The sequence below is a fragment of the Bacillus testis genome, from assembly GCF_001243895.1.
In the GTDB taxonomy this organism is placed as follows: domain Bacteria; phylum Bacillota; class Bacilli; order Bacillales; family DSM-1321; genus Bacillus_AD; species Bacillus_AD testis.
The window spans coordinates 3,636,655-3,658,536 of the sequence record NZ_LN851186.1 but is presented as its reverse complement, the minus strand read 5'-3'; the positions used below and the strand labels follow the sequence as shown (position 1 = coordinate 3,658,536).

At 43.9% G+C, this 21,882-nt stretch carries 22 protein-coding genes; 14 read left to right on the top strand and 8 right to left on the bottom strand.

Annotated elements, in window-relative coordinates:
* Window positions 1-91 precede the first annotated feature (91 nt).
* Window positions 92-1,546, top strand: coding sequence for a S41 family peptidase (locus BN1765_RS18195; protein ID WP_050616446.1), 1,455 nt, complete (start codon window positions 92-94; stop codon window positions 1,544-1,546).
* Window positions 1,547-1,695: 149 nt separating this feature from the next.
* Here the strand turns inward: BN1765_RS18195 and BN1765_RS18190 are convergent, their stop codons facing one another.
* Entirely contained in the window at window positions 1,696-2,313 is a 618-nt protein-coding gene (locus tag BN1765_RS18190) for a TetR/AcrR family transcriptional regulator (RefSeq protein WP_050616445.1), read from the bottom strand.
* A gap of 146 nt (window positions 2,314-2,459) precedes the next feature.
* Between BN1765_RS18190 and kynU the strand changes: the two genes are divergently transcribed.
* The 5 genes from kynU to BN1765_RS18165 all read left to right on the top strand — a co-directional run bounded on the left by kynU (window position 2,460) and on the right by BN1765_RS18165 (window position 8,323).
* Window positions 2,460-3,734 carry a kynureninase gene (gene kynU, locus BN1765_RS18185; protein ID WP_050616444.1) on the top strand — a complete coding sequence of 425 codons (1,275 nt, stop codon included), beginning with the start codon at window positions 2,460-2,462 and terminating at the stop codon, window positions 3,732-3,734.
* Window positions 3,735-3,867: 133 nt separating this feature from the next.
* Entirely contained in the window at window positions 3,868-5,256 is a 1,389-nt protein-coding gene (locus BN1765_RS18180; protein WP_050616443.1) for an amino acid permease, read from the top strand.
* Window positions 5,257-5,272: 16 nt separating this feature from the next.
* Window positions 5,273-6,112 carry a tryptophan 2,3-dioxygenase gene (gene kynA, locus BN1765_RS18175; RefSeq protein ID WP_050616442.1) on the top strand — a complete coding sequence of 280 codons (840 nt, stop codon included), beginning with the start codon at window positions 5,273-5,275 and terminating at the stop codon, window positions 6,110-6,112.
* A gap of 157 nt (window positions 6,113-6,269) precedes the next feature.
* The gene (gene kynB, locus BN1765_RS18170) at window positions 6,270-6,893 is read left to right on the top strand and encodes an arylformamidase (RefSeq protein ID WP_050616441.1); all 624 of its coding nucleotides are present in this window, start codon (window positions 6,270-6,272) and stop codon (window positions 6,891-6,893) included.
* Window positions 6,894-7,132: 239 nt separating this feature from the next.
* A complete protein-coding gene (locus BN1765_RS18165) occupies window positions 7,133-8,323 on the top strand; it encodes a PDZ domain-containing protein (RefSeq protein ID WP_050616440.1) in 1,191 nt (396 codons plus the stop codon).
* Between the two features lie 143 nt (window positions 8,324-8,466).
* On the opposite strand, the gene BN1765_RS18160 is transcribed toward BN1765_RS18165, so the two are convergent.
* Window positions 8,467-9,912: a DHA2 family efflux MFS transporter permease subunit gene (locus tag BN1765_RS18160; protein WP_050616439.1), complete on the bottom strand. Its 1,446-nt coding sequence runs from the start codon at window positions 9,910-9,912 to the stop codon at window positions 8,467-8,469.
* 172 nt (window positions 9,913-10,084) lie between these two features.
* On the opposite strand from BN1765_RS18160, the gene BN1765_RS18155 reads away from it, so the two are divergent.
* Window positions 10,085-10,639, top strand: a complete 555-nt coding sequence (locus tag BN1765_RS18155; RefSeq protein ID WP_050616438.1) for a TetR/AcrR family transcriptional regulator — start codon at window positions 10,085-10,087, stop codon at window positions 10,637-10,639.
* A gap of 116 nt (window positions 10,640-10,755) precedes the next feature.
* Here BN1765_RS18155 and BN1765_RS18150 read toward each other — a convergent pair whose 3' ends face one another.
* The 3 genes from BN1765_RS18150 to BN1765_RS18140 form a co-directional block, all read right to left on the bottom strand.
* Window positions 10,756-11,304, bottom strand: a complete 549-nt coding sequence (locus BN1765_RS18150) for a GNAT family N-acetyltransferase (RefSeq protein WP_050616437.1) — start codon at window positions 11,302-11,304, stop codon at window positions 10,756-10,758.
* 152 nt (window positions 11,305-11,456) lie between these two features.
* Window positions 11,457-12,614 carry an ABC transporter permease gene (locus BN1765_RS18145; RefSeq protein WP_050616436.1) on the bottom strand — a complete coding sequence of 386 codons (1,158 nt, stop codon included), beginning with the start codon at window positions 12,612-12,614 and terminating at the stop codon, window positions 11,457-11,459.
* Window positions 12,604-13,356 carry an ABC transporter ATP-binding protein gene (locus tag BN1765_RS18140; RefSeq protein WP_050616435.1) on the bottom strand — a complete coding sequence of 251 codons (753 nt, stop codon included), beginning with the start codon at window positions 13,354-13,356 and terminating at the stop codon, window positions 12,604-12,606. The genes BN1765_RS18145 and BN1765_RS18140 overlap by 11 nt, the downstream gene beginning before the upstream one ends.
* Before the next feature lie 162 nt (window positions 13,357-13,518).
* On the opposite strand from BN1765_RS18140, the gene BN1765_RS18135 reads away from it, so the two are divergent.
* Window positions 13,519-14,217, top strand: coding sequence for a LytR/AlgR family response regulator transcription factor (locus tag BN1765_RS18135; RefSeq protein ID WP_050616434.1), 699 nt, complete (start codon window positions 13,519-13,521; stop codon window positions 14,215-14,217).
* A 15-nt stretch (window positions 14,218-14,232) separates the two neighbouring features.
* Window positions 14,233-15,234, top strand: a complete 1,002-nt coding sequence (locus BN1765_RS18130; RefSeq protein WP_230199547.1) for a sensor histidine kinase — start codon at window positions 14,233-14,235, stop codon at window positions 15,232-15,234.
* A gap of 127 nt (window positions 15,235-15,361) precedes the next feature.
* Here the strand turns inward: BN1765_RS18130 and BN1765_RS18125 are convergent, their stop codons facing one another.
* On the bottom strand, window positions 15,362-15,985 hold the full coding sequence (locus BN1765_RS18125) for a hypothetical protein (RefSeq protein WP_187119467.1): 624 nt from the start codon (window positions 15,983-15,985) through the stop codon (window positions 15,362-15,364).
* A gap of 83 nt (window positions 15,986-16,068) precedes the next feature.
* Here BN1765_RS18125 and BN1765_RS18120 point away from each other — a divergent pair, with 83 nt between their 5' ends.
* The 4 genes from BN1765_RS18120 (at window position 16,069) to BN1765_RS18105 (ending at window position 19,309) form a co-directional block, all read left to right on the top strand.
* A complete protein-coding gene (locus tag BN1765_RS18120) occupies window positions 16,069-16,356 on the top strand; it encodes a hypothetical protein (RefSeq protein ID WP_050616433.1) in 288 nt (95 codons plus the stop codon).
* 130 nt (window positions 16,357-16,486) lie between these two features.
* Complete coding sequence (locus BN1765_RS18115) at window positions 16,487-17,386, top strand: 1,4-dihydroxy-2-naphthoate polyprenyltransferase (protein ID WP_050616432.1); 900 nt, start codon at window positions 16,487-16,489, stop codon at window positions 17,384-17,386.
* Window positions 17,387-17,537: 151 nt separating this feature from the next.
* On the top strand, window positions 17,538-18,254 hold the full coding sequence (locus BN1765_RS18110) for an MBL fold metallo-hydrolase (protein WP_050616431.1): 717 nt from the start codon (window positions 17,538-17,540) through the stop codon (window positions 18,252-18,254).
* A 629-nt stretch (window positions 18,255-18,883) separates the two neighbouring features.
* Window positions 18,884-19,309 (top strand): MarR family winged helix-turn-helix transcriptional regulator, encoded by a 426-nt coding sequence (locus BN1765_RS18105; protein ID WP_050616430.1) that lies wholly within the window; start codon window positions 18,884-18,886, stop codon window positions 19,307-19,309.
* A gap of 87 nt (window positions 19,310-19,396) precedes the next feature.
* Here the strand turns inward: BN1765_RS18105 and BN1765_RS18100 are convergent, their stop codons facing one another.
* Window positions 19,397-19,714 carry a four-helix bundle copper-binding protein gene (locus BN1765_RS18100; protein WP_050616429.1) on the bottom strand — a complete coding sequence of 106 codons (318 nt, stop codon included), beginning with the start codon at window positions 19,712-19,714 and terminating at the stop codon, window positions 19,397-19,399.
* Window positions 19,715-19,922: 208 nt separating this feature from the next.
* Between BN1765_RS18100 and BN1765_RS18095 the strand changes: the two genes are divergently transcribed.
* Window positions 19,923-20,777, top strand: a complete 855-nt coding sequence (locus BN1765_RS18095; RefSeq protein WP_050616428.1) for an STAS domain-containing protein — start codon at window positions 19,923-19,925, stop codon at window positions 20,775-20,777.
* Window positions 20,778-20,846: 69 nt separating this feature from the next.
* Here BN1765_RS18095 and BN1765_RS18090 read toward each other — a convergent pair whose 3' ends face one another.
* Window positions 20,847-21,629 carry a histidinol-phosphatase HisJ family protein gene (locus BN1765_RS18090; protein ID WP_315969845.1) on the bottom strand — a complete coding sequence of 261 codons (783 nt, stop codon included), beginning with the start codon at window positions 21,627-21,629 and terminating at the stop codon, window positions 20,847-20,849.
* Between the last annotated feature and the right edge of the window lie 253 nt (window positions 21,630-21,882).

Genomic DNA, 21,882 nt, shown 5'->3' with positions numbered 1-21,882 from the left:
CGGCTCTCATACAACTTATAGTACGTACAAGGTATCACACATATATGTGCGATGCCTTTTTGTATAGGAGAGATGGGGAGAGGAGACAGTTATGAATAAAAAATGGGTCCTTCCTACGGCCATCACATTATCGCTCGGTGCAGGCGCCGCAGGTGGAATGGCGATCGGGCCGGACATATTCATGAAATGGAAAACGCCGACGGAGGATACAGAGAGGCGTCCTTCTGTAACCATGGAAGAAAAAGAGACAAGCGAGGACTTGGCCAAGGTCGGACAGGCCTATGATTTGATAAAGAACTATTATATAGAGGAAAAGAAAGACGCTGAACTTGTTTCGGGTGCCATTCAAGGAATGCTGGCCTCTTTGAAGGATCCTTATTCCGTTTATATGGATAAAGCGACGGCCAAGCAATTCAATGATTCACTCGATTCTTCCTTTGAAGGGATTGGGACGGAAATCGGCATGGAAGAGACTAAAGTAGTGATTGTATCGCCCTATAAGGATTCGCCAGCCGAAAAGGCCGGATTGAAGCCGAAGGACGAGATTGTTTCCGTGAATGGCGAAAGTGTGAAAGGGCTGAATGTCCAGGAAGTCTCCGTAAAGATCCGCGGGGAAAAAGGAACAAAGGTAAAACTTGAAATCAAACGGCCAGGCGTCAGCGAACCGATGATGTTCTCGATTAAGCGCGATGAGATACCGATTGAGACTGTCTTTTCTTCAGTAAAGGAAGAAGCGGGGAAAAAGGTAGGCTATATTGAAATCACCTCGTTCAGCCAGGATACCGGAAAAGCCTTCCGCAAACAGCTGAAGGCATTGGAATCCAAGAAAATAAAAGGGCTGATCGTGGATGTCCGCGGCAATCCAGGAGGGCTTTTGCCGGCTGTCCGGGAAGTCCTTAATGAACTGATCCCCGAAAATAAACCGCTTTTCCGCATCGAAGAACGAAACGGCAATCAAGAGGAAACCTACTCGAAACTCGAAAACAAGAAGGATTATAAGATAGCCGTCTTGATCGACAACGGCAGCGCCTCAGCTTCGGAAATCCTGGCCGCAGCCATGGAAGAAGCCGGGGGCTATCCATTAATCGGGGAAAAAACATTCGGCAAGGGGACCGTCCAGCAGGCGGTTGAAATGGATGACGGCAGCAATATTAAATTGACGCTCTACAAGTGGCTGACGCCGGACGGAAACTGGATCCATAAAAAAGGAATAAAGCCTACAATGGAAATCAAACAGCCAAAAATCTACCATACACAGCCCCTAAACGTCGAAAAACCATTGAAGCAGGATATGACAAACGAACAAGTCCAGCATGCGCAAGTCATCCTCAAAAGCCTAGGCTACGACCCAGGGCGCACAGACGGCTATTTTGACGTCAAAACCGAAACAGCCGTCCGCGCCTTCCAAAACGGAGAACACCTAAAAAACACAGGCACCATCAACCTAAAAACAGCCCAAGCCCTCGAACAAACCATAAACAAAGCCAAAAAAGACGACGAAAACGACATGCAACTACAAGCAGCTATCAGATACCTATTGGAATAAAGAAAAGCGGAAGCGACCGTTTAGAGATGTACAAACCGGAACAATTTTCCTGATATAAAGAAAACACGGTGAGGAAAGTAGCAAGGCTATAATAAAACAACCAATACTTTAGAACACAAAAAAAATCGGGCAGCTTTCGCCCGATTTTTTTAATGATAAAGTCCCTCCGTATAAACAGCAGTTATGGTTTTTGCGATTTCCTCGACGGTTCCTTGGTGCTCGTTCCGGACTATTTCCCATAGATACATTTCGTTCGTAAAGAACCAGCCCCTGGCAACAAGCGTGCGGTTTAGCCTGGCTTTAGCCAGTCCGTGTTTCTGGGCGAATGCGATGTCTAGGGAAATTCGCTGGATGAATTTTTCACGGATTGCTTTCCATTTGGTTGAAATCAATGGCGATATTCCAATGGCTTGTTCAAACAATTGCATCATACTCCGCTCGGTTTCGGCCATTTTTAAAAAAGCAGTCGCCTGCGAAAGAATGATGTACCCCGCTTCTTCCTTTGTGTTGGGGGAAAATGAAACCTCGGCAATATCATAGAATTTTTCCATAACGTCATCTATTAACACCATTAGAATTTCCTCTTTCCCTTCAAAATGAACATAAGCGGTTCCGTAGCCAACACCTGCCTTTTTAATCATTTGCGAAATCGTTGCTTTTTGAAAGCCTTCTTCTAAAAAAACGTCCCTGGCAGCCTCCAATAGCTTTTGCCTTGTCTTTATGGAACGTAAATGGCGTTTGTCGACTACATCCAGTTTCTCCTTCATTTCCTTATCCTCCTGTGCTCGCTATCATTAAGAATAGCTGAAAACAAGGGCAGCTACAAGATTATGAATTTTCTGAAAAGAATTATTGACACTATGTCATATTTATTGGTATATTTTTCAAAAGTAATAAAAGGGGGAATTTCATAATGGTGGCACCAACTGTGGAATATGCCAGGAAGCTGGACAAGGAGGACTCTTTAAGAAGGTTTCGTGAGGAGTTTTATCTCAATCCAGGTTCGATTTATATGGATGGAAACTCATTAGGCCTTCTTTCGAAGCGGGCTGAACGGACCTTGCGTGAATCGCTGGATGATTGGAAGGAGCATGGCATCGACGGCTGGACAAAGGGGAAACATCCATGGTTCGACCTTTCTAAGAGATTAGCAGGATTGTTGGCGCCGCTTGTAGGGGCATCTGCTGAAGAAGTGATTGTAACCGGTTCTACTACGGTAAATTTGCACCAATTAGCGGCTACATTTTATCAGCCGCAAGGAAAACGAACAAAAATTTTAGCTGATGAGCTGAATTTTCCTACAGATATTTATGCGCTAAAAAGCCAGCTCCATATGCGCGGATATAATCCGGATGAGCATCTGATCCGCGTAAAAAGCAGGGATGGGCGTGTCATTGAAGAGGAGGACATAATAGAAGCCATGACCGATGAGGTGGCTTTAGTGGTCCTTCCGACGGTCCAGTATCGCAGCGGGCAAATTCTTGATATGAAAAGGTTAACCGAAGAGGCACATAAACGTGGCATTTTAATTGGTTTTGATGGCTGCCATTCCGTCGGAGCAATTCCCCATGCTTTTTCGGAATGGAATGTGGATTTTGCATATTGGTGTAATTACAAATACCTGAACGGCGGACCGGGAAGTGTTGGTGGGCTATACGTAAACCGGAAACATTTTGGTAAGAATCCTGGTTTGGCCGGATGGTTTGGTTCACGTCCGGATAAACAATTTGATTTGGAGCATGCCTTTACGGCTGCGGAAGACGCCGGCGCCTATCAGATCGGCACACCGCATGTGTTAAGCATGGCACCGCTCCTTGGCTCTTTAGAAATTTTTGCGGAAGCTGGGATAGAAAATATCCGAAAAAAATCACTTGAGATCAATCAGTATTTGATGGAATTAATTGAAGGAGAGTTGGCGGACTTCGGGTTTGAAATAGGCAATCCGCTTGAGGATGCACGCCGTGGGGGTCACGTCTGCCTTGAACATCCGGAAGCAGTTCGTATTTGTAAGGCATTAAAAGAAAATGGCATTATTCCGGATTTTCGTGCGCCGAATGTCATCCGCCTTGCCCCGATTGCACTTTATACTTCATATGAAGACGTTTGGAACGTGGTGTGGATTTTGAAAGAAATTATGGTTGAAAAACAATATGAGAAGTTTGCGAAAGAGCGGGAAATTGTAGCTTAATTTGGATTCGCAGATAAGAAGTCCAAAACTATGGATTAGCACCCCGGCTCGATCAATAGCAAAAGCCTACGGGTACATGTATTATATACTTTAAATGTATAAAAAAGTTCCAACGAGGGAAAGGCGGGGACATATGGAGAATAAGGTGGAAAAGGGATTAAAACGGGAACTTAAAACAAAACAGCTAACGATGATTGCGATGGGTTGTGCGATCGGAACCGGACTGTTTCTAGGTAGCGGCTTGGCCATTAGTACAGCGGGGCCGGGTGTCCTGGTTAGCTATGCGGTCGGAGCGTTTATTATCCTCTTGCTTATGGGTTGTTTGGCGGAAATGACGGTTGCCCATCCTTCATCAGGAGCGTTCGGGCTAATCGCTGAAAAATACATCCATCCTCTGGCTGGCTATCTCGTCCGCTATTCGTACTGGATTGCCAACGTATTGGCGGTAGGAGTTGAAGTCAGTGCCATTGCCGTTTATATGAAATATTGGTTCCCGACCACTCCGGGAATCGTTTGGATTTTGTTGTTTGGAGCGGTGCTCATTTATGTGAATGCTACCAGTGTAAACACCTTTGCTACATTTGAATACTGGTTCTCGATGATTAAAATAAGTGCCATTCTCGGCTTTATTTTACTAGGTGCTTACGTCTTATTTGGATCATCCGGTGCATCGCACATTGGGCCTGGAAATTTAACGAATGATGGCGGATTTTTGCCGTTTGGCTTTAAAGGGGTTTGGGTTGCTATCTTTATTTCGCTATTTAGCTTTATAGGAACCGAACTGATTGCCGTAACGGCTGGCGAAGCGAAGGATCCTGATGTGGCGGTGCCCAAAGCATTGAAGGCAACCGTTTTCCGTCTGTCCACCTTTTATGTTTTGACGCTCGCCATCATGCTGATGATTGTACCATGGAAACAGGCTGGCATCGATCAAAGTCCATTTGTAAAGGTTATGGAGATATTGAATATCCCCGGTGCTTCTGGAATCATGAATTTCATTATTTTGACTGCGGCTTTATCGGCGATGAATAGCCAATTGTATGCTTCGACCAGAATGGTGTTTTCCTTATCGCAAGCAAAATTTGCACCAGCCGTTTTTGGAAAGGTGAGCAACAAGGGAGTTCCATTATCGGCGCTTTCCGTTTCTGCAGTAGGAATTATAGTCGCAGCAGTGGTCAGTGCCTTGTTCCCTGAAACCTCGTACGCTTTTATGATGGGAATCTCTATGTTCGGCGCCATATTTACATGGTTGATGGTGTTTATCTCGCATTTATTTTTCCGAAAAGCGTGGGAAAAATCAGGGGGCCGCAAGCTGCCGGTAAAAATGATCGGTTTTCCTTATTTGACTGTTCTGGGTGCTCTTCTGTTAGTGAGCCTGATGATCACGACCTGGTTTACATCGTTTAAAATTTTGCTTCAGTTCGGTATTCCGTGGCTGGTCTTTTTAACACTTGTCTATTTCTTTTTTCATAAAAAGAGAGTGGATATAGCTTCTCAGCAAGATACGATGATGAAAGATTGATTAGGGGGTCTTTAAAGTGGAAAACGTAGATAATAAAAATGTAGAAAAAGGCATTCAATTAGATTTTAGAAAAGATATGTCCTATGGTGATTATCTTCTTCTTGACCAACTTTTGTCGAGTCAGAACCGGCTTTCGGACCATCACGATGAAATGTTATTCATCATCATTCATCAAACGAGTGAGTTATGGATGAAGCTGATTTTGCATGAACTGAATGCGGCTATCTCTTGCATCCGCCAAAATGATTTGGAGCCGTCGTTTAAAATGCTGTCGCGGGTATCAAGAATCCAGCAGCAGTTGATTCAGTCATGGAGTGTCCTCTCAACGCTGACTCCGTCCGAATATATGCAGTTCCGTGATAAATTGGGCCATTCCTCAGGATTTCAATCCTATCAAAATCGCTTGATTGAGTTTGCCCTTGGCAACAAGAATGCTCGTTCTCTGGCAGTCTATCAGCATCAGACAGAGTTATACCCATTGATGGTGAAGGCCCTAAACGAACCGAGCATTTATGATGCGGCGATTTTTTCCCTTGCGGCGCATGGATTAAAGGTCGATGAACAAGCGCTGAACCGCGATTGGTCGCAAAACTATGAACTGAATGCGAGTGTTGAAGAGGCTTGGTTGACGGTGTACCGTAATCCGAAGCAATATTGGGATTTATATGAATTGGCGGAGAAGCTGGTCGATATCGGCAATCAGCAGCAGCTTTGGCGTTTTAATCATATGACGACAGTAGAAAGAATTATTGGCCATAAAACAGGAACAGGCGGCTCATCGGGAGTGACCTATTTAAAAAGAGTAATAGACCAACCATTTTTCCCGGAGCTGCTGAGTTTACGGACGAAGCTGTAGGGAGATATGCTTGGCATTCCTGGGGGAGGGGGCTGATTGAAAATGGATTTCGGGGAAATGGAGTCGGCAGGCTTATTCCCAAAAGAGGTTTTGGAAGACCTTCTTCCTATACATAAAGCTGTTCTGTTCCCTATAAAAACAAAAGGAGGCTTTTCAAATGAATCCTTGGATCGATATTTCGCAGCCGCTGGATCACCGCGTTGCTGTTTGGCCGGAGGACACCCCTTTTTCTTACCAAGTCAATTGGAGTAAAAAGGAAAGTGGTTCAGTCAATGTCGGGCAAATGACGATGAGCACCCATACTGGAACACATATTGATGCCCCGTTTCATTTTGATGATGATGGAAAGAAAGTCATCGAGCTTGATGTCAATTTATATATTGGCAGGGCCCGAATCATCCATTTGCCGAAATCGTCATCAATTGGAATAAAGGAATTAGCCGGAGTTGAACTAGACGGAGTAACCCGCCTGTTAATCCGGACAGGTGCATGGACGGATCGAAGTGTGTTTCCAACAGAGATCCCCGAGATTGAACCTGAGTTAGCGCCCTATTTAGAAAGAAAGGGAGTTCGCCTGCTTGGTCTCGACTTGCCATCTGTAGATCCTATTGATAGTAAAGAACTTGCGGCACATCATGAACTAACCCGGTTTGGAATTCATATTTTGGAAGGGTTGGTATTAGATCAAATTCATCCAGGTGACTATGAATTAGCAGCGCTTCCGCTTTCGCTTGTGGAAGCAGACGGGAGTCCGGTCCGTGCGGTAGTGCGAAGAGTATAGGGTATAAGAAATCTTAGTATGAAACTAAGAAAAAGATATATAAAGATTTTAATATGGCTTAAAGCCTCTCAGATGAGGGGCTTTTTTTCATGTAGAATGGGCCTTTCCGAAAAAGCGCTGTTTCCGCCATTCTTCTTATTGTCCAGAGGGATATCCCGTTTTTGTGATAGGCAGGCTGTAGCTTCTTTGATAGAATAGAAGTTAGCGTATTCCGTATTTTTTGAAAGGAAGTGTAAGTAGTGGATCATATTTGGGTGCAACAATTTTTATGGGGCTTCGGTAAACTGTTTATACATCCACTATTCTACTATTCTTTATTGCTTAGTTTGTTCATAGGCTACAGGAGAGTCAAGAAGGAACGGAAGGATTTCAAGATCCGGGTGGAAAGTGGATATTTTGAGCTGCGCAATTTGCTGCCGCTTGGGATTATCATTGGCCTTTCGCTTTCGGTAGTCAGCATAGTGACTGGGATGGTGATTCCGTTTGCTGCTGTTTTGGTGATCGGTATTGTAACAGTGCTGTTGAGCTTGACACTGAAGTTCAGATTGCTGTCTCCGGCTTACACGGTCGGCTTTTCGATTTTTATTCTTTTTTTCCTGCAGGGCCAAAAGATAGATGTTCCTTATCTCGGTAAGGCGCTTGAAGATATGTCTTCTTCTCTGTATCCGGCACTTGCCGTACTGCTGGCGCTTCTATTGGCGGCTGAAGGGCTGCTGATCAGACGTAATGCGGCCAGGGGCACTTCTCCGGAGTTGATTACATCGAATAGGGGGATGACGGTCGGTTCGCATGTGTCACGCCGCGTGTGGCTGATTCCGATGTTTCTTTTTATTCCGGGAGGGGAGCTGGCGGCTCCTTTTGAATGGTGGCCGGTTTTTGAAATAAGCGGTTCTGTCCATGTGACACCGATTCTTCTGCCTTTCCTGATCGGTTTTTCACAGCATGTGCACGGACGTTTGCCTGCTGAATCAATCAAGATGACAGGCGGCAGGGTGTTAATCCTGGCAATCGGCGTTCTAATGATCGCAGTAGCAAGCATTTGGCTTCCGATTCTCTCAATCGTGGCTGCTGCTGTAGCTATGCTGGGCAGAGAAAGCATCCACTATTTTGGAAAATTGTATGAGCAGCGTTTGCCATTTTATTTCTCCCGGCGGAAGCATGGCGTCCTGATCCTCGCAGTCATTCCATTTTCTCCAGCAGAAAAGATGGCTTTGCAAGTGGGGGAAATCATTACGAAAGTCAATGGAACTCCGGTCCATACGGAGCATGAATTATATGAGGCCCTTCAGTATAATCGGGCGTATTGCAAACTTGAAGTGCTCGACAGCGACGGGCAAATCCGCTTTGTACAGCGGGCGCTGTTCGAAGGCGAACATTATGAACTAGGCATCCTGTTTTTGCCGGAAGAAAGACAGGAGACGATCGCTTAGGCAGTGTGTAAAAGGGCTGTTTCCAAAACGGAAAAAGAAGAAATCTTTTTTCTGGTATAAAGACGTTATAGCCACAAACGGAGAGAAACTATAAGAAAACAATAAGGCATATCTGAGTGAGTTCAGATATGCCTTATTTGTTATTATATGCTTTCGTTCTTTGTGCTGTTTGCTTTTTTAGGCATGAAACATACGAAAATGAGTGCCACAAAAGATAGTACGAACATAAACAGATAGGCGTCGCCTGAGCCGAGGATTGAAGCTGATTTGGCCAGCTGTATGGCTGGCATATGTCTGTGTTCGGCAGCCAGCTCGGTGGCATGGGAAGTCGATTGAATGGTGAAAATCGTGATAACAACTGCGGTTCCAATAGCGCCTGCTAATTGGCGGACCGTGTTATTCACCGCTGAACCGTGGGAACCCAATTCTCTTGGTAAAGCGTTCAATCCTGCTGTGTTTAAAGGCATGGAAATGAAGCTTAAGCCGATACGCAGGATGATCGTACGAACCATTATATAAAGATACGTGGTGGATTCGGTCAAATCAATGACTGCCCCCATTGATACAATGATGAATAGTAAGCCTGTGATAAAGAGTGGTTTTGCCCCATATTTATCATACATTTTGCCGGTGACAGGCGATAAAAAAGCATTAATGATTGCTCCTGGCAATAAAAGCAGGCCTGCTTCAAATGCAGTGAAACCCTGTCCGTTTTGCAAGAAAATAGGCAATAGGATGAGGTCCGCATACATAATCATCGTGACAAGTATATTGATGATGGATGTAAGAGTGAACACCTTATACTTGAATACGGATAAATTCAATAATGGATCCTTGGACTTTACTTGGCGCAGACTGAATAGAGCCGTAACAATGATTCCAATAACAATGGTTGTCAAAACAATTGGATCGTCCCAGCCCTTACTTCCTGCACTGCTGAACCCGAATAACACACAGCCAAAGCCGATTGTGGATAGAAGGACACTGAGCATGTCTAATTTTGCTTTTGCTGTTTCGCCCACATTCATCAAGTATTTAAAGGCAAGTACAATGACGATTAGTGCAAGTGGAATCAGTCCAATGAACAGCCATCTCCATGAGACATAATCAATGACGAAGCCTGATAATGTCGGGGCGATGGCCGGAGCGAAAATGATGGCAAAGCCGATGATCCCCATCACGCTTCCACGTTTTTCGAGCGGGAACAAATATAAAATAACCGTCATCATCAGCGGCATAATGATTCCTGCCCCAATTCCCTGAATCATCCTTCCTGTAAGCAAGATGCCAAAATTCATAGCACCGGCACAGAGCGCGGAACCGATGAGCAAGAAGAACATTGAGCTGATAAAAAGCTGCCTAGTAGTAAAGCGTTTCATCAAAAATGCAGTAATTGGCACTAAAACTCCGTTCACAAGCATGAAGCCTGTCGAAATCCATTGCACAGTAGCGGCTTTCACATCAAATACATCCATAAAATTACTTAACGCTACATTCAATAATGTCTGGTTCAAAGTCGATAAGAAACAGCCGGCAACCAGGACTACTAATAAGATTTTTTTATTTCTTTCTGTTATTTCTTTCTGCATCCCTAAACCCCTTCATCCAAACTTGAATTATCGACATTATGTCGATAAAATCCATAGTAACAAACTATATTTCCCTTGACCATGAACAGTTTCTTTGAAAATGTTTGCTACTCGACACTGGAAAGAGACGGTGTTGCGAAAGTCCAAGGAAAATCTATAAAGGAGTATGAATATGTCTACACCAAAAAAAGACGATCCGCGTACCATCCGTTCAAGAGAAATGTTTAAAAATGCTGTCGTTTCTCTCTTATGCGAGGATCCTGTAATCTCCCATTTAACGGTTCGGAAAATTGCGGACAAAGCAGGTTTGAACCGGACTACCTTTTATTTGCACTATCAAGATATCGAAGATTTGCTGACGCAGATCACCGAGGGAATTTTAGAGGAGATTTCCACTAAGATTACTGATTTAATGCATCCTGATGATTTACCAGAAAAACAACAGCTGACACAATTGCTTGATTATTTATATATGCATCGACATTACTTGCATATTTTAATTAACATGGACCAATTAGAGGAACGATTATTCTTATTACTAAAGCAGCTGATTGAAAAGAGAAGAGCGAATATCGCGGACAAGTTGCCAGAGGATTATACAGCGGTTGAAATAAAAACAGCCTCATTGGTGGGCATCATTATGTGGTGGATCAGAAAGGGGCTGCATTTCAGTTCGGATTATATAGCCGAGCAAATTCATTTAATGTACAGGGTGAAATGGTTTTAGGATTTTAGCGTACTATTTTCCGAAAAATGGAGGTTCATAAGATTTGCGAATAGAGCGGAAGGCGGGAGCCCAGGGCTATTATGCCGGGGAGGCTCACCATCCGCGCCGATTTAATGTCAGGAAAGCTTACCCCAATCTTCCGCAAGCATGCCGTAGATTTCATGGTCGACAAAATGGTCGTAAAGAAACTCAGCCTGGCGCACGGTGCCTTCATGGACAAAATGCAGGCGTTCAGGGATTGCCCGGCTTTTTTTATTTCCTGAAGCGGCACGGATTTCGACCCGGTTTACATGCAATTCAGTGAAGGCATAGTCAACAAGAGCGGTGACTGCTTTTGTCATTAAACCTTTGCCCTGGTATGCTTCACCAAGCCAATAGCCGATGGAAACCGATCGATTGGCGCGGTTGATGAGGTGGTAGGAGGCCAGTCCGGCTATTTGTCCTTTATGGACGATGGCCGCGGTCAGACTTCGGTGATCCTCGTAATCACGTACACAAGAATCGATGAACCCTTTGGTATCGTCTATGGCCGCTGTGGCATCCACCCAGGGAAGCCAGTCGCGCAGATAGTCTCTGGAAGCATCCGTGATCCGGAACAATTCCTCTGCGTCTTCCCTCCTAATATCCCGCAATAACGTATCTTCGTCTAATTCAAAGCTGAACATCGTTTATCCCCCCATTTGTACATGTAATTACCATATTACGGAATTCAAGTCTCCTTGTATAGAAAAAGCATGAATCCATACAGAATTCATGCTTTTAGATACAGTTTCATTCTCGTGTTGAATACGGAGTCTTCTCATCATTTAAAAAGGGATTAATTCATGACCCATTTATCCTTCAAAAAGAAGATCCGGGCAATGAAGAAGATCACAAGCAGGCAAAGGATATTGCTGCCGAATGTCAGCAGGATATGGTTGTAATCGACGATGCCGAGAATGAGTTCTTTCAACAGGGCAAACAGGTTTAAGAATGGCGTAACAAAGTAGGAAGCTGTTAGTTCATTGATCCCGATGCTGGTCAAGAACATCATCGGAAAGACATTGAGTATCATGATCGGCGTGCTATAGCTTTGCGATTCTTTCACTGTTTTGGCGATTATGCTGGTCAATACTAAAAGGGATGCAAGGAATATGGCGTATACAATGGAAAGCAAGAGAGCAAGCAGGATGATAAAAGGCGTCTGGCTGCTGAAAGAGATGGAATCCTTCAGGTTGGTTGTGAAGAAGGCGATCTCTGCCGTAACAACTGCTAGTGTAACAAAGCCTGTGATAGCGCCGATTGTTGAGATGGTCATCCATTTTGCCAAAAGCAAGGTTGATCGGTTGACCGGTGTCATCAACAGGGCTTCCATTGTTTTTCTTTCTTTCTCTCCGGCGAACAAATCGGAAGCTGCCGGTCCGGAACCCACTCCGATGGCGAGTGCCAGAATCATCGGAATGAGCATGGCAATGAGATTAATCGCTGGTTTTTCGGCGGATAATTCTTTTGTCTGAAGCTGGATCGGCTGCAGGATGGAAGGGTCCATTCCTTGCTGCTGGAGCCTTTCAGAGACAATCTTCTTTTCGTAGGACGATAAGTGATTGCTGACAATGGTCATCAGATTGGCTCCATTTTGGCTGAATGAATCGCCCACAATCGAAGCTTCTGCTTTTTGGCCATCCTGCAAGCGGGAAAAAAAGCCGTCTTCAAGAAGGAGGGCAGCTTGCGCTTTTCCATCCTTCACGGTCCGTTCCGGGTGCTCAGAAGGAATCAGTTTGATTTGGCTGCCGGGAATCATTTTCTTTAGTTCATCTGTGCTTGCCGCTTTATTGACGGCCAATGTATAGGTGTCTTCTTTGCCATCGGATAGCAGGCTTTCGTAGAAGAGGGTCATTCCGGATACAATCAGGATCGGCAGCAATACGGATAGAAGAAGTGTCCGGCGGTCGCGGAAGCAGTCTTTGATTTCTTTTAGATAGATATTAAGAAGCATACGTTGTGTTCCCCTTTACTAATTTACTCATGAAAATATAGTTCAAGTCTTTGCTGCCTTCTTCTTGATAGAGGGCATCGAGATTGCCTTGGTATACCATTTCCCCTTTGTGCATCATAGCGACCGAATCGCACAACATGGCGACTTCTTCCATGATATGGCTTGAAAAGACGATGGTTTTATTTTCTCTTTTAAGCTGGTGAACGAGTTGGCGGAATACATTGGAAGAAGTGATATCAAGCCCGGTGGTCGGTTCATCAAAGAGAATCACATCCGGGTCATGAATCAAGGCGCGTGAGATGGCAACCTTTTGCCTCATCCCTTTCGAGAAGCCGCCCACTTTCCGGTCCAGATAATCCCTCATGCCGAACATGCGGGCCAGTTCATCGATCCGCACTTTCGTCTCATGCTTGCTCATGCCGTACAGCAAAGCGAAATAAGCCAGGTTTTCACGGGCGGTCAGCCGGTCGTACAGTCCAGTTTCGCCTCCGAATAAAACACCGATCCTTTTTTTGATTTCATTATGTTCTCGGACGGTATCATAGCCGCCGACAGTCACTGATCCTTCTGTCGGGGTCAGCAATGTGGAGATGGTGCGCAGCAAAGTGGTTTTTCCAGCGCCGTTTTCCCCCAGCAATCCGACTACCTGGCCTTTGGCGACTGTCAATGTGATCTGTTTTAAAGCAGTGATCGATTTCTTTTTATCTTTGAATATTTTGGTTACATCATGGATTTCAATCATTTCATCACCCTCATGGTTTGTTTTCTTGTGTTTAGCTTACTAAGAAAGGAAGGGTAAATCAGCAGGTATGTCGCGAAAATGCCATTTAATGTCGTAAAAGGGTCAAATTTACTATTATTAATGTTAAAATGGATGTATAAATGCAAGGATGGAGAGAGCGGAATGAGGGTAGGGCTGGTAGATGACCGGGAGATCGACTTGGATAAATTGAATGCCATCGTAGATGGGATGGATGGAGTGGAAGTGGTATTTTCTACCTTATCTGCGGAAGAAGCGTATGAGCAGATCAAAAAGGAAAGCATCGATCTGTTGATTGCCGATATTGAAATGCCGCATCTGTCGGGTTATGAGTTAGCCGATATTATCCATACACATGCGCTTCATATAGCCGTCATTTTTGTGACGGCAAACAGCGGCTATGCCGTCCATGCCTTTGAATTGAATGTCCACGATTATATTATGAAGCCTTATTCAAGGGAGCGGCTGACGAAATCGATCGCGAGGCTGCTTGAAAAAAAGTCATCCGCTGATATAGCGGGAAGGCTATACATCAAGCAAAAGAATGATATTCATATTTTGCAAAAGAAAGATATTATCTTTATCGAACGTTCAGGAAGGTCATCAACCATTCATACAAGAACGGGATCGATCAAAACCTATCTAACATTGAATGAGCTGGAAGGCGAACTGCGCGAACGAGATTTCCTCAGGTCGCACCGGTCATTCATCATCAATATTCATTATGTAAACCATTTCAGTTTGTATGCGAAAAATTCATATACAGTAACGTTCGAGGGAATCGAAGGGCAGGCCATGATTACAAAAGAAAAAGTAGATTTCCTCCAGGCCCATTTTTTCTAGAAGGAGAGTCAGTCATTGAATCGAAACATTGTATATTGGATTGGGGCAGCTCTGTTGATGGCTGCGCATCTTTATCTTCTGCTGCTGAACACGGACATCGGATTTCCTAGCCTTATTTCCATATTGATTGCGGTGGTTATTTGTACGCCGGCAGCGAGAAAAATCCCTTTACGAGCCGGGGCAGCAGGCGGACGGATGAATGGGCTGCTTGTTTTGGTGCAAGTGCTGTTGTTGGCTGCTGCCTGGCTTGCCAAGCCTACCCTTTTGGAGGCGCTATGGATCTTGGCGGCTGCAGGAATTGAATACAGCCGCATAAAGCAAGATAACGAGGCTTATGCCCTGCGCCGGGAAGTGGATCACATGAAGGAACAGCGTGAGCAAATGAATGAAACATTCCGCATTGTCCGAAGCGAACGCCATGATTTCCTCAAGCATGTCTCCGTCCTGCATATTCTTCTGGAAAAAGGAGAGGATGGCGAAGCCGGACGCTACTTAGGCGAGTTGGTGGAAAGCTATAAAAAAACCAATCTATCCATTAAGGGAGAAAAAGGGACGGTGGCAGCCATCCTCCATGATATGTACAGGCGGGGCACGGATAAAGGGATTGCAGTTCTCTATGATCTCGACTTGCCGTTATCTACGTTGCCGATGGATGATAAGGATTTAGTTGCGTTGCTTGGGAATGTATTGTCGAATAGCCTGGATGCCTGCGAGGAATGGCAGCATAAAAAAGGGGAACAAGCGACTGTTGTCCTGCAATTCTACAAACGGAGCGGCTTATACATCCTTACGTGCAAGAATGATAGCTTGCCAATCCCTGTACGGGTCGTTGATTCATTATTCCATTCATACGGCAACAGCACAAAGGGCGGGGACCATGAAGGGCTCGGTACGAAAATTATTCAAGATATCATCAGCAAGCACCATGGCCACCTTGATTTCGTCCATAGCCATGAACAGTTTACCTTGAAGCTGAAGCTTCCCGCAGTTGTCCGGGCAGGCAGCGGTGAAGGGTAGAAAGCGCGCTTGATCATTGGGCGCCTAAAATGGTTCTTTCTGGAGATGTATAAAAGATAGGTTCACGTGAAACTATGCCATTTTCCCCATTTGAAAAACGGATTCCTGTTGGAATTCCGTTTTTCTGCTAATCATTTTCTTTGTTTTTAAGGGAAAGATCATCCGTTAACTTGTCAGAGGGGATCCGCTTTAATCCAAGCAAAAAGGCTTTGCCGTCACTGGGCCGCCCATCGGCATAATGAACAGGAAACAGAGAGAAAAAGACAACATAGAAAGAAAAATAGATGAACTGGTACCAAAAAGTGGCTGGTTCCATGTAGTCCAGCTTAATTAGTCCATTCACAAGCAGAATGCTCACTATATTAAAGCAAGAACCTCCCAAAAAAATGAGTGAATTGCTCAGTTTCGTATCCCAACGCAGCTTCACAAATTCACAACCGCCATTCATGAAATAGAATTGGCGGACTTCAATATTCCAAAAGGAAAATAGTTTCTTGCCGAAACCCAATATGATTTTCTTTTCGCTTCCCCCGCTGATGGTAACGAAGAAAATATGGCCCGCCAAATGAATAATCGTCACAATCGGGAAGATCACAAAAAAAGAAATGATAAATTTAAATACGTCATCCCATCCAAACACAGTACCACTCCTTAACTGATTCACTATTTGTTGAGTGACATTCTGTACATGTACCCGGCACACGCCATTCATAACATCTATTTTTTTCCTGCCGATTGCAGATGCCGGCAAAAAGAAGTCATCCGCAGTTCATCCCCTTATATACTGATGGCAGAGAAATGGTATACTTGTGCTGTTAAGCGAGGTGTTGAAAATTGGCGAAAAGGGTGGAAGGAAAGCGAACCATGCCTTTGATGTTATCTCTTATTAGTTTCTTTCTGGCAGCCTTGCACGGATTTTTGATTTTGAATCAAGTGTATGGACAGATGCCCCGGTATTGGGTGGATGTTCTTTATATGCCAATTTCTATCATTGTGACGTTGTTAATGGTAGTGTCTTCGATCAGAGAGCGTCGCAGCCATCCCATCTATTTCATTTTGTTTTTGTTGATGGCGGTAATGGGCGGAGGTGCCTTTTTCTTCATTTATGTTTGGGTGATATGAGCATCCCGCAGCCTAGGTGGATAAAAGCAATAGGGTGAATGATTGATATTTTTCGACAATATTCAACTCAAAGCAGCTGCAATATGGTATTATTTTGTGCGAGATTATCTTTTTGGGGAGGGTAGATTATATGAAAAGACATTTTACAAAAAAGAAGCTTGCTCTTTTATGGAAGTTAACTAGGCCTCATACTTTAACTGCTTCGTTTGTGCCGGTTTTGATCGGGACGGCGGCAGCAAAATCTTATAGTAAGATTGACATTGGATTATTTATTGCCATGATGTTTGCTTGTTTATTTATCCAGATTGCTACCAATCTATTTAATGAATATTACGATTTTAAAAGAGGGCTTGATACGGAACATTCCGTCGGCATCGGCGGCGCCATTGTCCGCGAAGGCATGAAGCCGCGGACTGTCATGCAGATGGCGCTTGTTTGCTATGCGATCGCCTTGTTGATCGGCGTGTATATTTGCGCAAGCACAACTTGGTGGCTTGCATTGATCGGATTGATCGGAATGGCCATCGGCTACTTATACACTGGCGGACCGCTTCCAATCGCCTATACACCATTTGGGGAATTGTTCTCCGGATTGTGCATGGGATCTATGTTCATCCTGATTGCTTTTTACTTGCAGACAGGTTTCGTCAACGTACAAAGCATCCTTTTATCGCTTCCAATTGCCATATTGGTGGGTGCGATCAATTTATCGAACAATATCCGCGATATTGAGGAAGATACACTCGGAGGAAGAAAAACATTGGCCATCCTGATTGGAAGAAGAAATGCCGTCTATGTATTGGCTGTTTCTTTTGTACTCGCTTATCTGTGGGTTCTTGCTTTAGTGTTCACCAGCGTGGTCAGCCCTTGGACGCTATTTGTATTCCTCAGCATTCCGATACCGGTCAAAGCGGTGAAAGGTTTCTTAAGCGAAGGCGTGAAGATGAAAATGGGCACAGCTATGAAATCGACCGCACAAACCAATACAGTATTCGGATTATTATTGTCATTGGGTTTATTTTTAACTTAAGGAGAGTCCTTCGCTTCATTGAAGCGGGGGCTTTTTTAGGATTTCATGAATGGTTTGTAGTGAAAACAGCACTTCACAGAATCATTGATTGCTTGTATGTTATAACTTGAAGGACTATGGGGTATGTAATAGAAGAAGGAGAGTGAACAGAATGTTAATGTTTATCGGCACAGGCAGTGCTTTTAATACAGCATTGGGCAACAACAATGCATTCATCAAGAAAGGCAATGAGCTATTTTTGATCGATTGCGGCAGCACTAATTTCAGTCGGATCATGGAACGCGGCTTGCTGGAGGGGATTAAGAAGATCACATTGCTCCAGACACATCTGCATGCTGACCATGTGGGTTCGCTTGGCGATTTAGTCGGCTATTCGTACCATGTTATGAAGCCGCAGCAGACAACGAAAATAACGATTATCACGCCAAAGGCTTTGACGGAGGATGTGGCCGGCATTTTGCGAAGCGAAGGGATAAGCGATGATCAATACCACTCTATTGAAATCGATGAATCCTATACACCGGAAAACATGATGGGGATTACGTACATAAAGCCTTATTTGGTTACTCACGTCCCGACGTTGACCTGTTTTGCTTATCTTCTGGAAATCAACGGGAAAACCATCTACTACAGCGGAGACTGCAACATGATTCCGGATGACATTCTGTCCAAGCTTCTGACTGGCGAGATTGATTTGTTCTACCAGGATACAAGCAAAGCTGAAAATAAAGTGCATCTTACTCTGCAACAGCTCACGGAGAGCATTCCGGAAGAACACCGCCATAAAGTATACTGTATGCACTTGGATGAAACATTTGACCGCGAAGAAGCGGAAAATCTGGGCTTCCATGTGGTGGAATCCATTTAGTGCGATGATCCTTTGAACAAGCCTGTACGCAGGCTTGTTCTGTTATATAGACAACTATTCTGTGGCATTGTTGTTTTTCCAATTGTGTTAGCGAACGGACCCTTGCACTTTAATGTTTCATAATGGTGTCCGACATAATGTGTACTTCTTGAACTCTGCGAGATCTTATATTATGTAAGCCGTGGAGTTCTTTTCTATATGCCATCATTATTTTACAAATATGAAACCTGTTATTTTTAAAGAAAAAAGATTTAGTGCTAAACTATTACTAAGAAGATTACACAGGTAGCTGCCTATTTTCTGCATCAAGGAACTTGATTTCACTGTTTGCGAAATCAGCTATGATGGTTGGTCCGAAAGAATGGCAGGATCCTATAAACGTATCATTCGAGTATCCCTTTGCGAGGACTGGGTGGATTGGAAGATAGCTGCCGTGCAACTGTTTGCTTAGCAAGTATAGACCGATTGCAAACAAACTATGAGTGATGGCGAAACTGCGATTCTTCGGTACGCTACATTCAGGTCCCGTACGGCTACTGGCCTATTTATAGGCGCCAGTCATTCACCAGAAGGAACATTGAGGGAAATAAATCATTCTAAGATGATTCTTAGAAGGCAAGGAGGATTGCTTGAGTAATAGTGATATTTTCAAACTCATCCATACTGTAGAACTGTTCACTAATGAGGCTCTTATCAAATGGTCAAAGTCATTTCAATATAGCATAGGCATTTCACCTATCCTTGTCTTGTCGGAATTGCACCATAATGGTTCGTTGAAGCAATCTGTATTGGCCAATAAGCTGGGATATACGCCGGCATCGATTACCAATATTGCCAATAAGCTTATTAAAAATGGGCTGGCTATCAGGGAATATAATGAAGAAGATCGCCGGAATGTTTTCCTGACGATTACAGATCAAGGCGAAATGGTTCTGAAGAAAGCCCATGAAAAAGGCACAGAGCTACGGCGCCACTTGTTCGAAGCGTTGACGGAAGAAGAAGTGCACCAGTTTTTAGCAATTCACGAGAAATTACTGAAACATCTTGAGGAATAGGCTTTTTTCTCATTGCTGATAGACAAGGATAAAAAGGGAGGCTGCAACGAATAGGTTGCAGCCTCCCTTTTTTTGGCTTGCAGGCAATTATGCCATTTTGCGGCATGCTTCTGCGCAGGCTTTGCATGCTTTTGCACATGTTTGGCAATGCTCAACGTCATGTTTTGCGCATTCATCTCCGCATGCTTGGCAGATTTCTGCGCATAGTGAGCAGATTTGGGCTGCGAATGGGGAATGGCTTTGCATGGATTTAACGGCAAACGCACAGATATCGGCACATTCACGGTCCATGCGGATGCATTCGCTCATCATTTTGACATCTTCTTCTTTCAGGCATGCATCGAAGCAGACATTGCAGGCCTCCATGCAATCCTGGCATGCTTTTATACATTCTTCATAATTCATTCCTATTACCTCCAACGGTATATTTGTCCTACTGGTTATCTACCCTTGCTCCTGTTTATAAAACGGCGTATTTTCCGGTTAGGGAGAAAAGGATGTCGATTTTTTCATATTTCAGAGTTATAAGAGTTAAATATGCAATTTTTTGGCGAAATCGGTATAATGAATAGAGAATAGCAGGTCTGGTAATTAGATAAAGGTGGGTTACATGATGGCTTTAAACCAAGAAGTGCGGGATTATTTTTTTAATCTAAAGGATCAGATGACCGAAGAGTGGTATGACACATTGGAAGAGAAAGATCCCGATTCTGTGTATGCTTCGACCAATCCGGAAGTCATTCGCAACTTAAAACAGCAAAATACGGAGTTCAATGGATCGGTTTGCAATATGTTTATTGAGGATGAGGAAGAATTCTTTAAGGAATTCGACAAATGGATCTTAGCAGTTGCTAGGGATAATCAACATGCTGCGACACCCATTCATAATATACTTAGAGAATTTATGCGTGTGCGAGAGCAGTATATCCATTATTTGATGAAGTTTGTCGACGATACTCATGAGCAGGTGGATCGCTGTCAGGAAAATAGTTGGCTTAAACTCATAAACAGAGTTTTCGATATAACGATCACCAAGTTTGTTGAAGAATATTATAAGAATTCGAAAAAGTTATTGGCTGCCCAACAGGAAATGATTAATGAATTGAGCTCGCCGATTATTACCTTGAAGCACCAAACGGCCCTGCTTCCATTGGTAGGCGATATCGATACACAAAGAGCGCGTATTATTATGGAGAATACATTGCTGCAATGTGCAAAGAAAGAAGTCAACCATTTGTTCATTGATTTGTCAGGGGTCGTGATGGTCGATACAATGGTAGCCAATGAGATTTTCCAGCTTATTGAAGCATTGAAGCTGATCGGCGTACAATCGACACTGTCTGGCATCCGCCCGGAAATCGCGGTAACGGCTATGCAGCTGGGATTGTCCTTTGACACAGCCAACATTACTGCTACTTTAACTCAAGCCATCCTGAAGAACGAAGCGGAAGAACGAAGCAAATCCTAATCAAAAAAGCTGTCCGGCGTAAGCGGACAGCTTTTTTGATTGTATGTGAAAAGAAATGTGCGCCTTTCCTTAGAGTGGAATTGGCGACGGTTGTCTGCGGGTAAACGTATAGATTTCGGTGAATCCGCATTGTTTTGCCAGTTCATATGCTTCAGCAATATGGCTTCCGGTATCGTCTGCCTTATGCGAATCTGAACCGATGGTAAGGATTTTTCCTCCAAGTTCTTTGTATAGCGAAAGGATTTCCTTGCCTGGCATGGTTTTACGCATGCTGGTCCGAAGTCCAGAGGTGTTGATTTCAATGCCAATGCCGCGTTCGATGGCTTTCGACAGGATTTTGGCAATGGATTCTTTGTATTTATTGAAGTCATATATTTCATTCAAATCTCGATGCGTGTATCGTTTAATCAAATCAAGATGTGCGATGACATCGATATCCGCCTCGGAAACCATTTTGTAAAGCTCCTGGAAATACAGTTCATTGGCTCTTTCTCCATGCGCTTTAATGACAGCGCTCAGCTTGGTGCTTTGGATATTATGGACGGATCCCATAATGAAATCCAGAGGCAATGAATCAAGCGCTGCTTTAAATTCAGCTTTTCTTTCATGGGGTTCGCATAGTTCAATGCCGGCTTTGATGGTGAGTTCGCTTCCGAACAGGCTGCGGCATTGTTCAATATCTTTAAAATAAGAATCGAACTCCATATGGCCGTATGTCGGCACACGCGGGTTTACGGAATAATGTTCTGTAAAACAGATCTCGCGCACCCCTTTTTCGATGGCTGATTTACAAATCTCCTTCATATCAGCTTTGCTGTCATAAGAGTGATTCGAATGATGATGGTAATCCATTAAATACAAGTAAAACGCCTCCGGGTCCTTTTTAGCTGTTTCCTTAAAAAGGTAGTGTTTGTATACGAGCGGTAAATAAACAGGAAGTTGACCGTTGCAGCTAGTAGAAAACGGTCCTATTTATGAATTAATATAATAGTAAAATATCAATAAATAACGCAAATGAGTTATACTAATTTGTTGTTTCTTGAATACAATATGCATTATATGGGGAAAATAGACAGATGTCAAAGGGAAATGAGTTATACTAAAA

Coding starts and splice junctions, on each gene's coding strand:
- BN1765_RS18195 (WP_050616446.1), top strand. CDS start 92: ATGAATAAAAAATGGGTCCTTCCTACGGCCATCACATTATCGCTCGGT.
- BN1765_RS18190 (WP_050616445.1), bottom strand. CDS start 2,313: ATGAAGGAGAAACTGGATGTAGTCGACAAACGCCATTTACGTTCCATA.
- kynU (WP_050616444.1), top strand. CDS start 2,460: ATGGTGGCACCAACTGTGGAATATGCCAGGAAGCTGGACAAGGAGGAC.
- BN1765_RS18180 (WP_050616443.1), top strand. CDS start 3,868: ATGGAGAATAAGGTGGAAAAGGGATTAAAACGGGAACTTAAAACAAAA.
- kynB (WP_050616441.1), top strand. CDS start 6,270: ATGAATCCTTGGATCGATATTTCGCAGCCGCTGGATCACCGCGTTGCT.
- BN1765_RS18160 (WP_050616439.1), bottom strand. CDS start 9,912: ATGCAGAAAGAAATAACAGAAAGAAATAAAAAAATCTTATTAGTAGTC.
- BN1765_RS18155 (WP_050616438.1), top strand. CDS start 10,085: ATGTCTACACCAAAAAAAGACGATCCGCGTACCATCCGTTCAAGAGAA.
- BN1765_RS18150 (WP_050616437.1), bottom strand. CDS start 11,304: ATGTTCAGCTTTGAATTAGACGAAGATACGTTATTGCGGGATATTAGG.
- BN1765_RS18145 (WP_050616436.1), bottom strand. CDS start 12,614: ATGCTTCTTAATATCTATCTAAAAGAAATCAAAGACTGCTTCCGCGAC.
- BN1765_RS18140 (WP_050616435.1), bottom strand. CDS start 13,356: ATGATTGAAATCCATGATGTAACCAAAATATTCAAAGATAAAAAGAAA.
- BN1765_RS18135 (WP_050616434.1), top strand. CDS start 13,519: ATGAGGGTAGGGCTGGTAGATGACCGGGAGATCGACTTGGATAAATTG.
- BN1765_RS18115 (WP_050616432.1), top strand. CDS start 16,487: ATGAAAAGACATTTTACAAAAAAGAAGCTTGCTCTTTTATGGAAGTTA.
- BN1765_RS18110 (WP_050616431.1), top strand. CDS start 17,538: ATGTTAATGTTTATCGGCACAGGCAGTGCTTTTAATACAGCATTGGGC.
- BN1765_RS18100 (WP_050616429.1), bottom strand. CDS start 19,714: ATGAATTATGAAGAATGTATAAAAGCATGCCAGGATTGCATGGAGGCC.
- BN1765_RS18095 (WP_050616428.1), top strand. CDS start 19,923: ATGGCTTTAAACCAAGAAGTGCGGGATTATTTTTTTAATCTAAAGGAT.
- BN1765_RS18090 (WP_315969845.1), bottom strand. CDS start 21,629: ATGGATTACCATCATCATTCGAATCACTCTTATGACAGCAAAGCTGAT.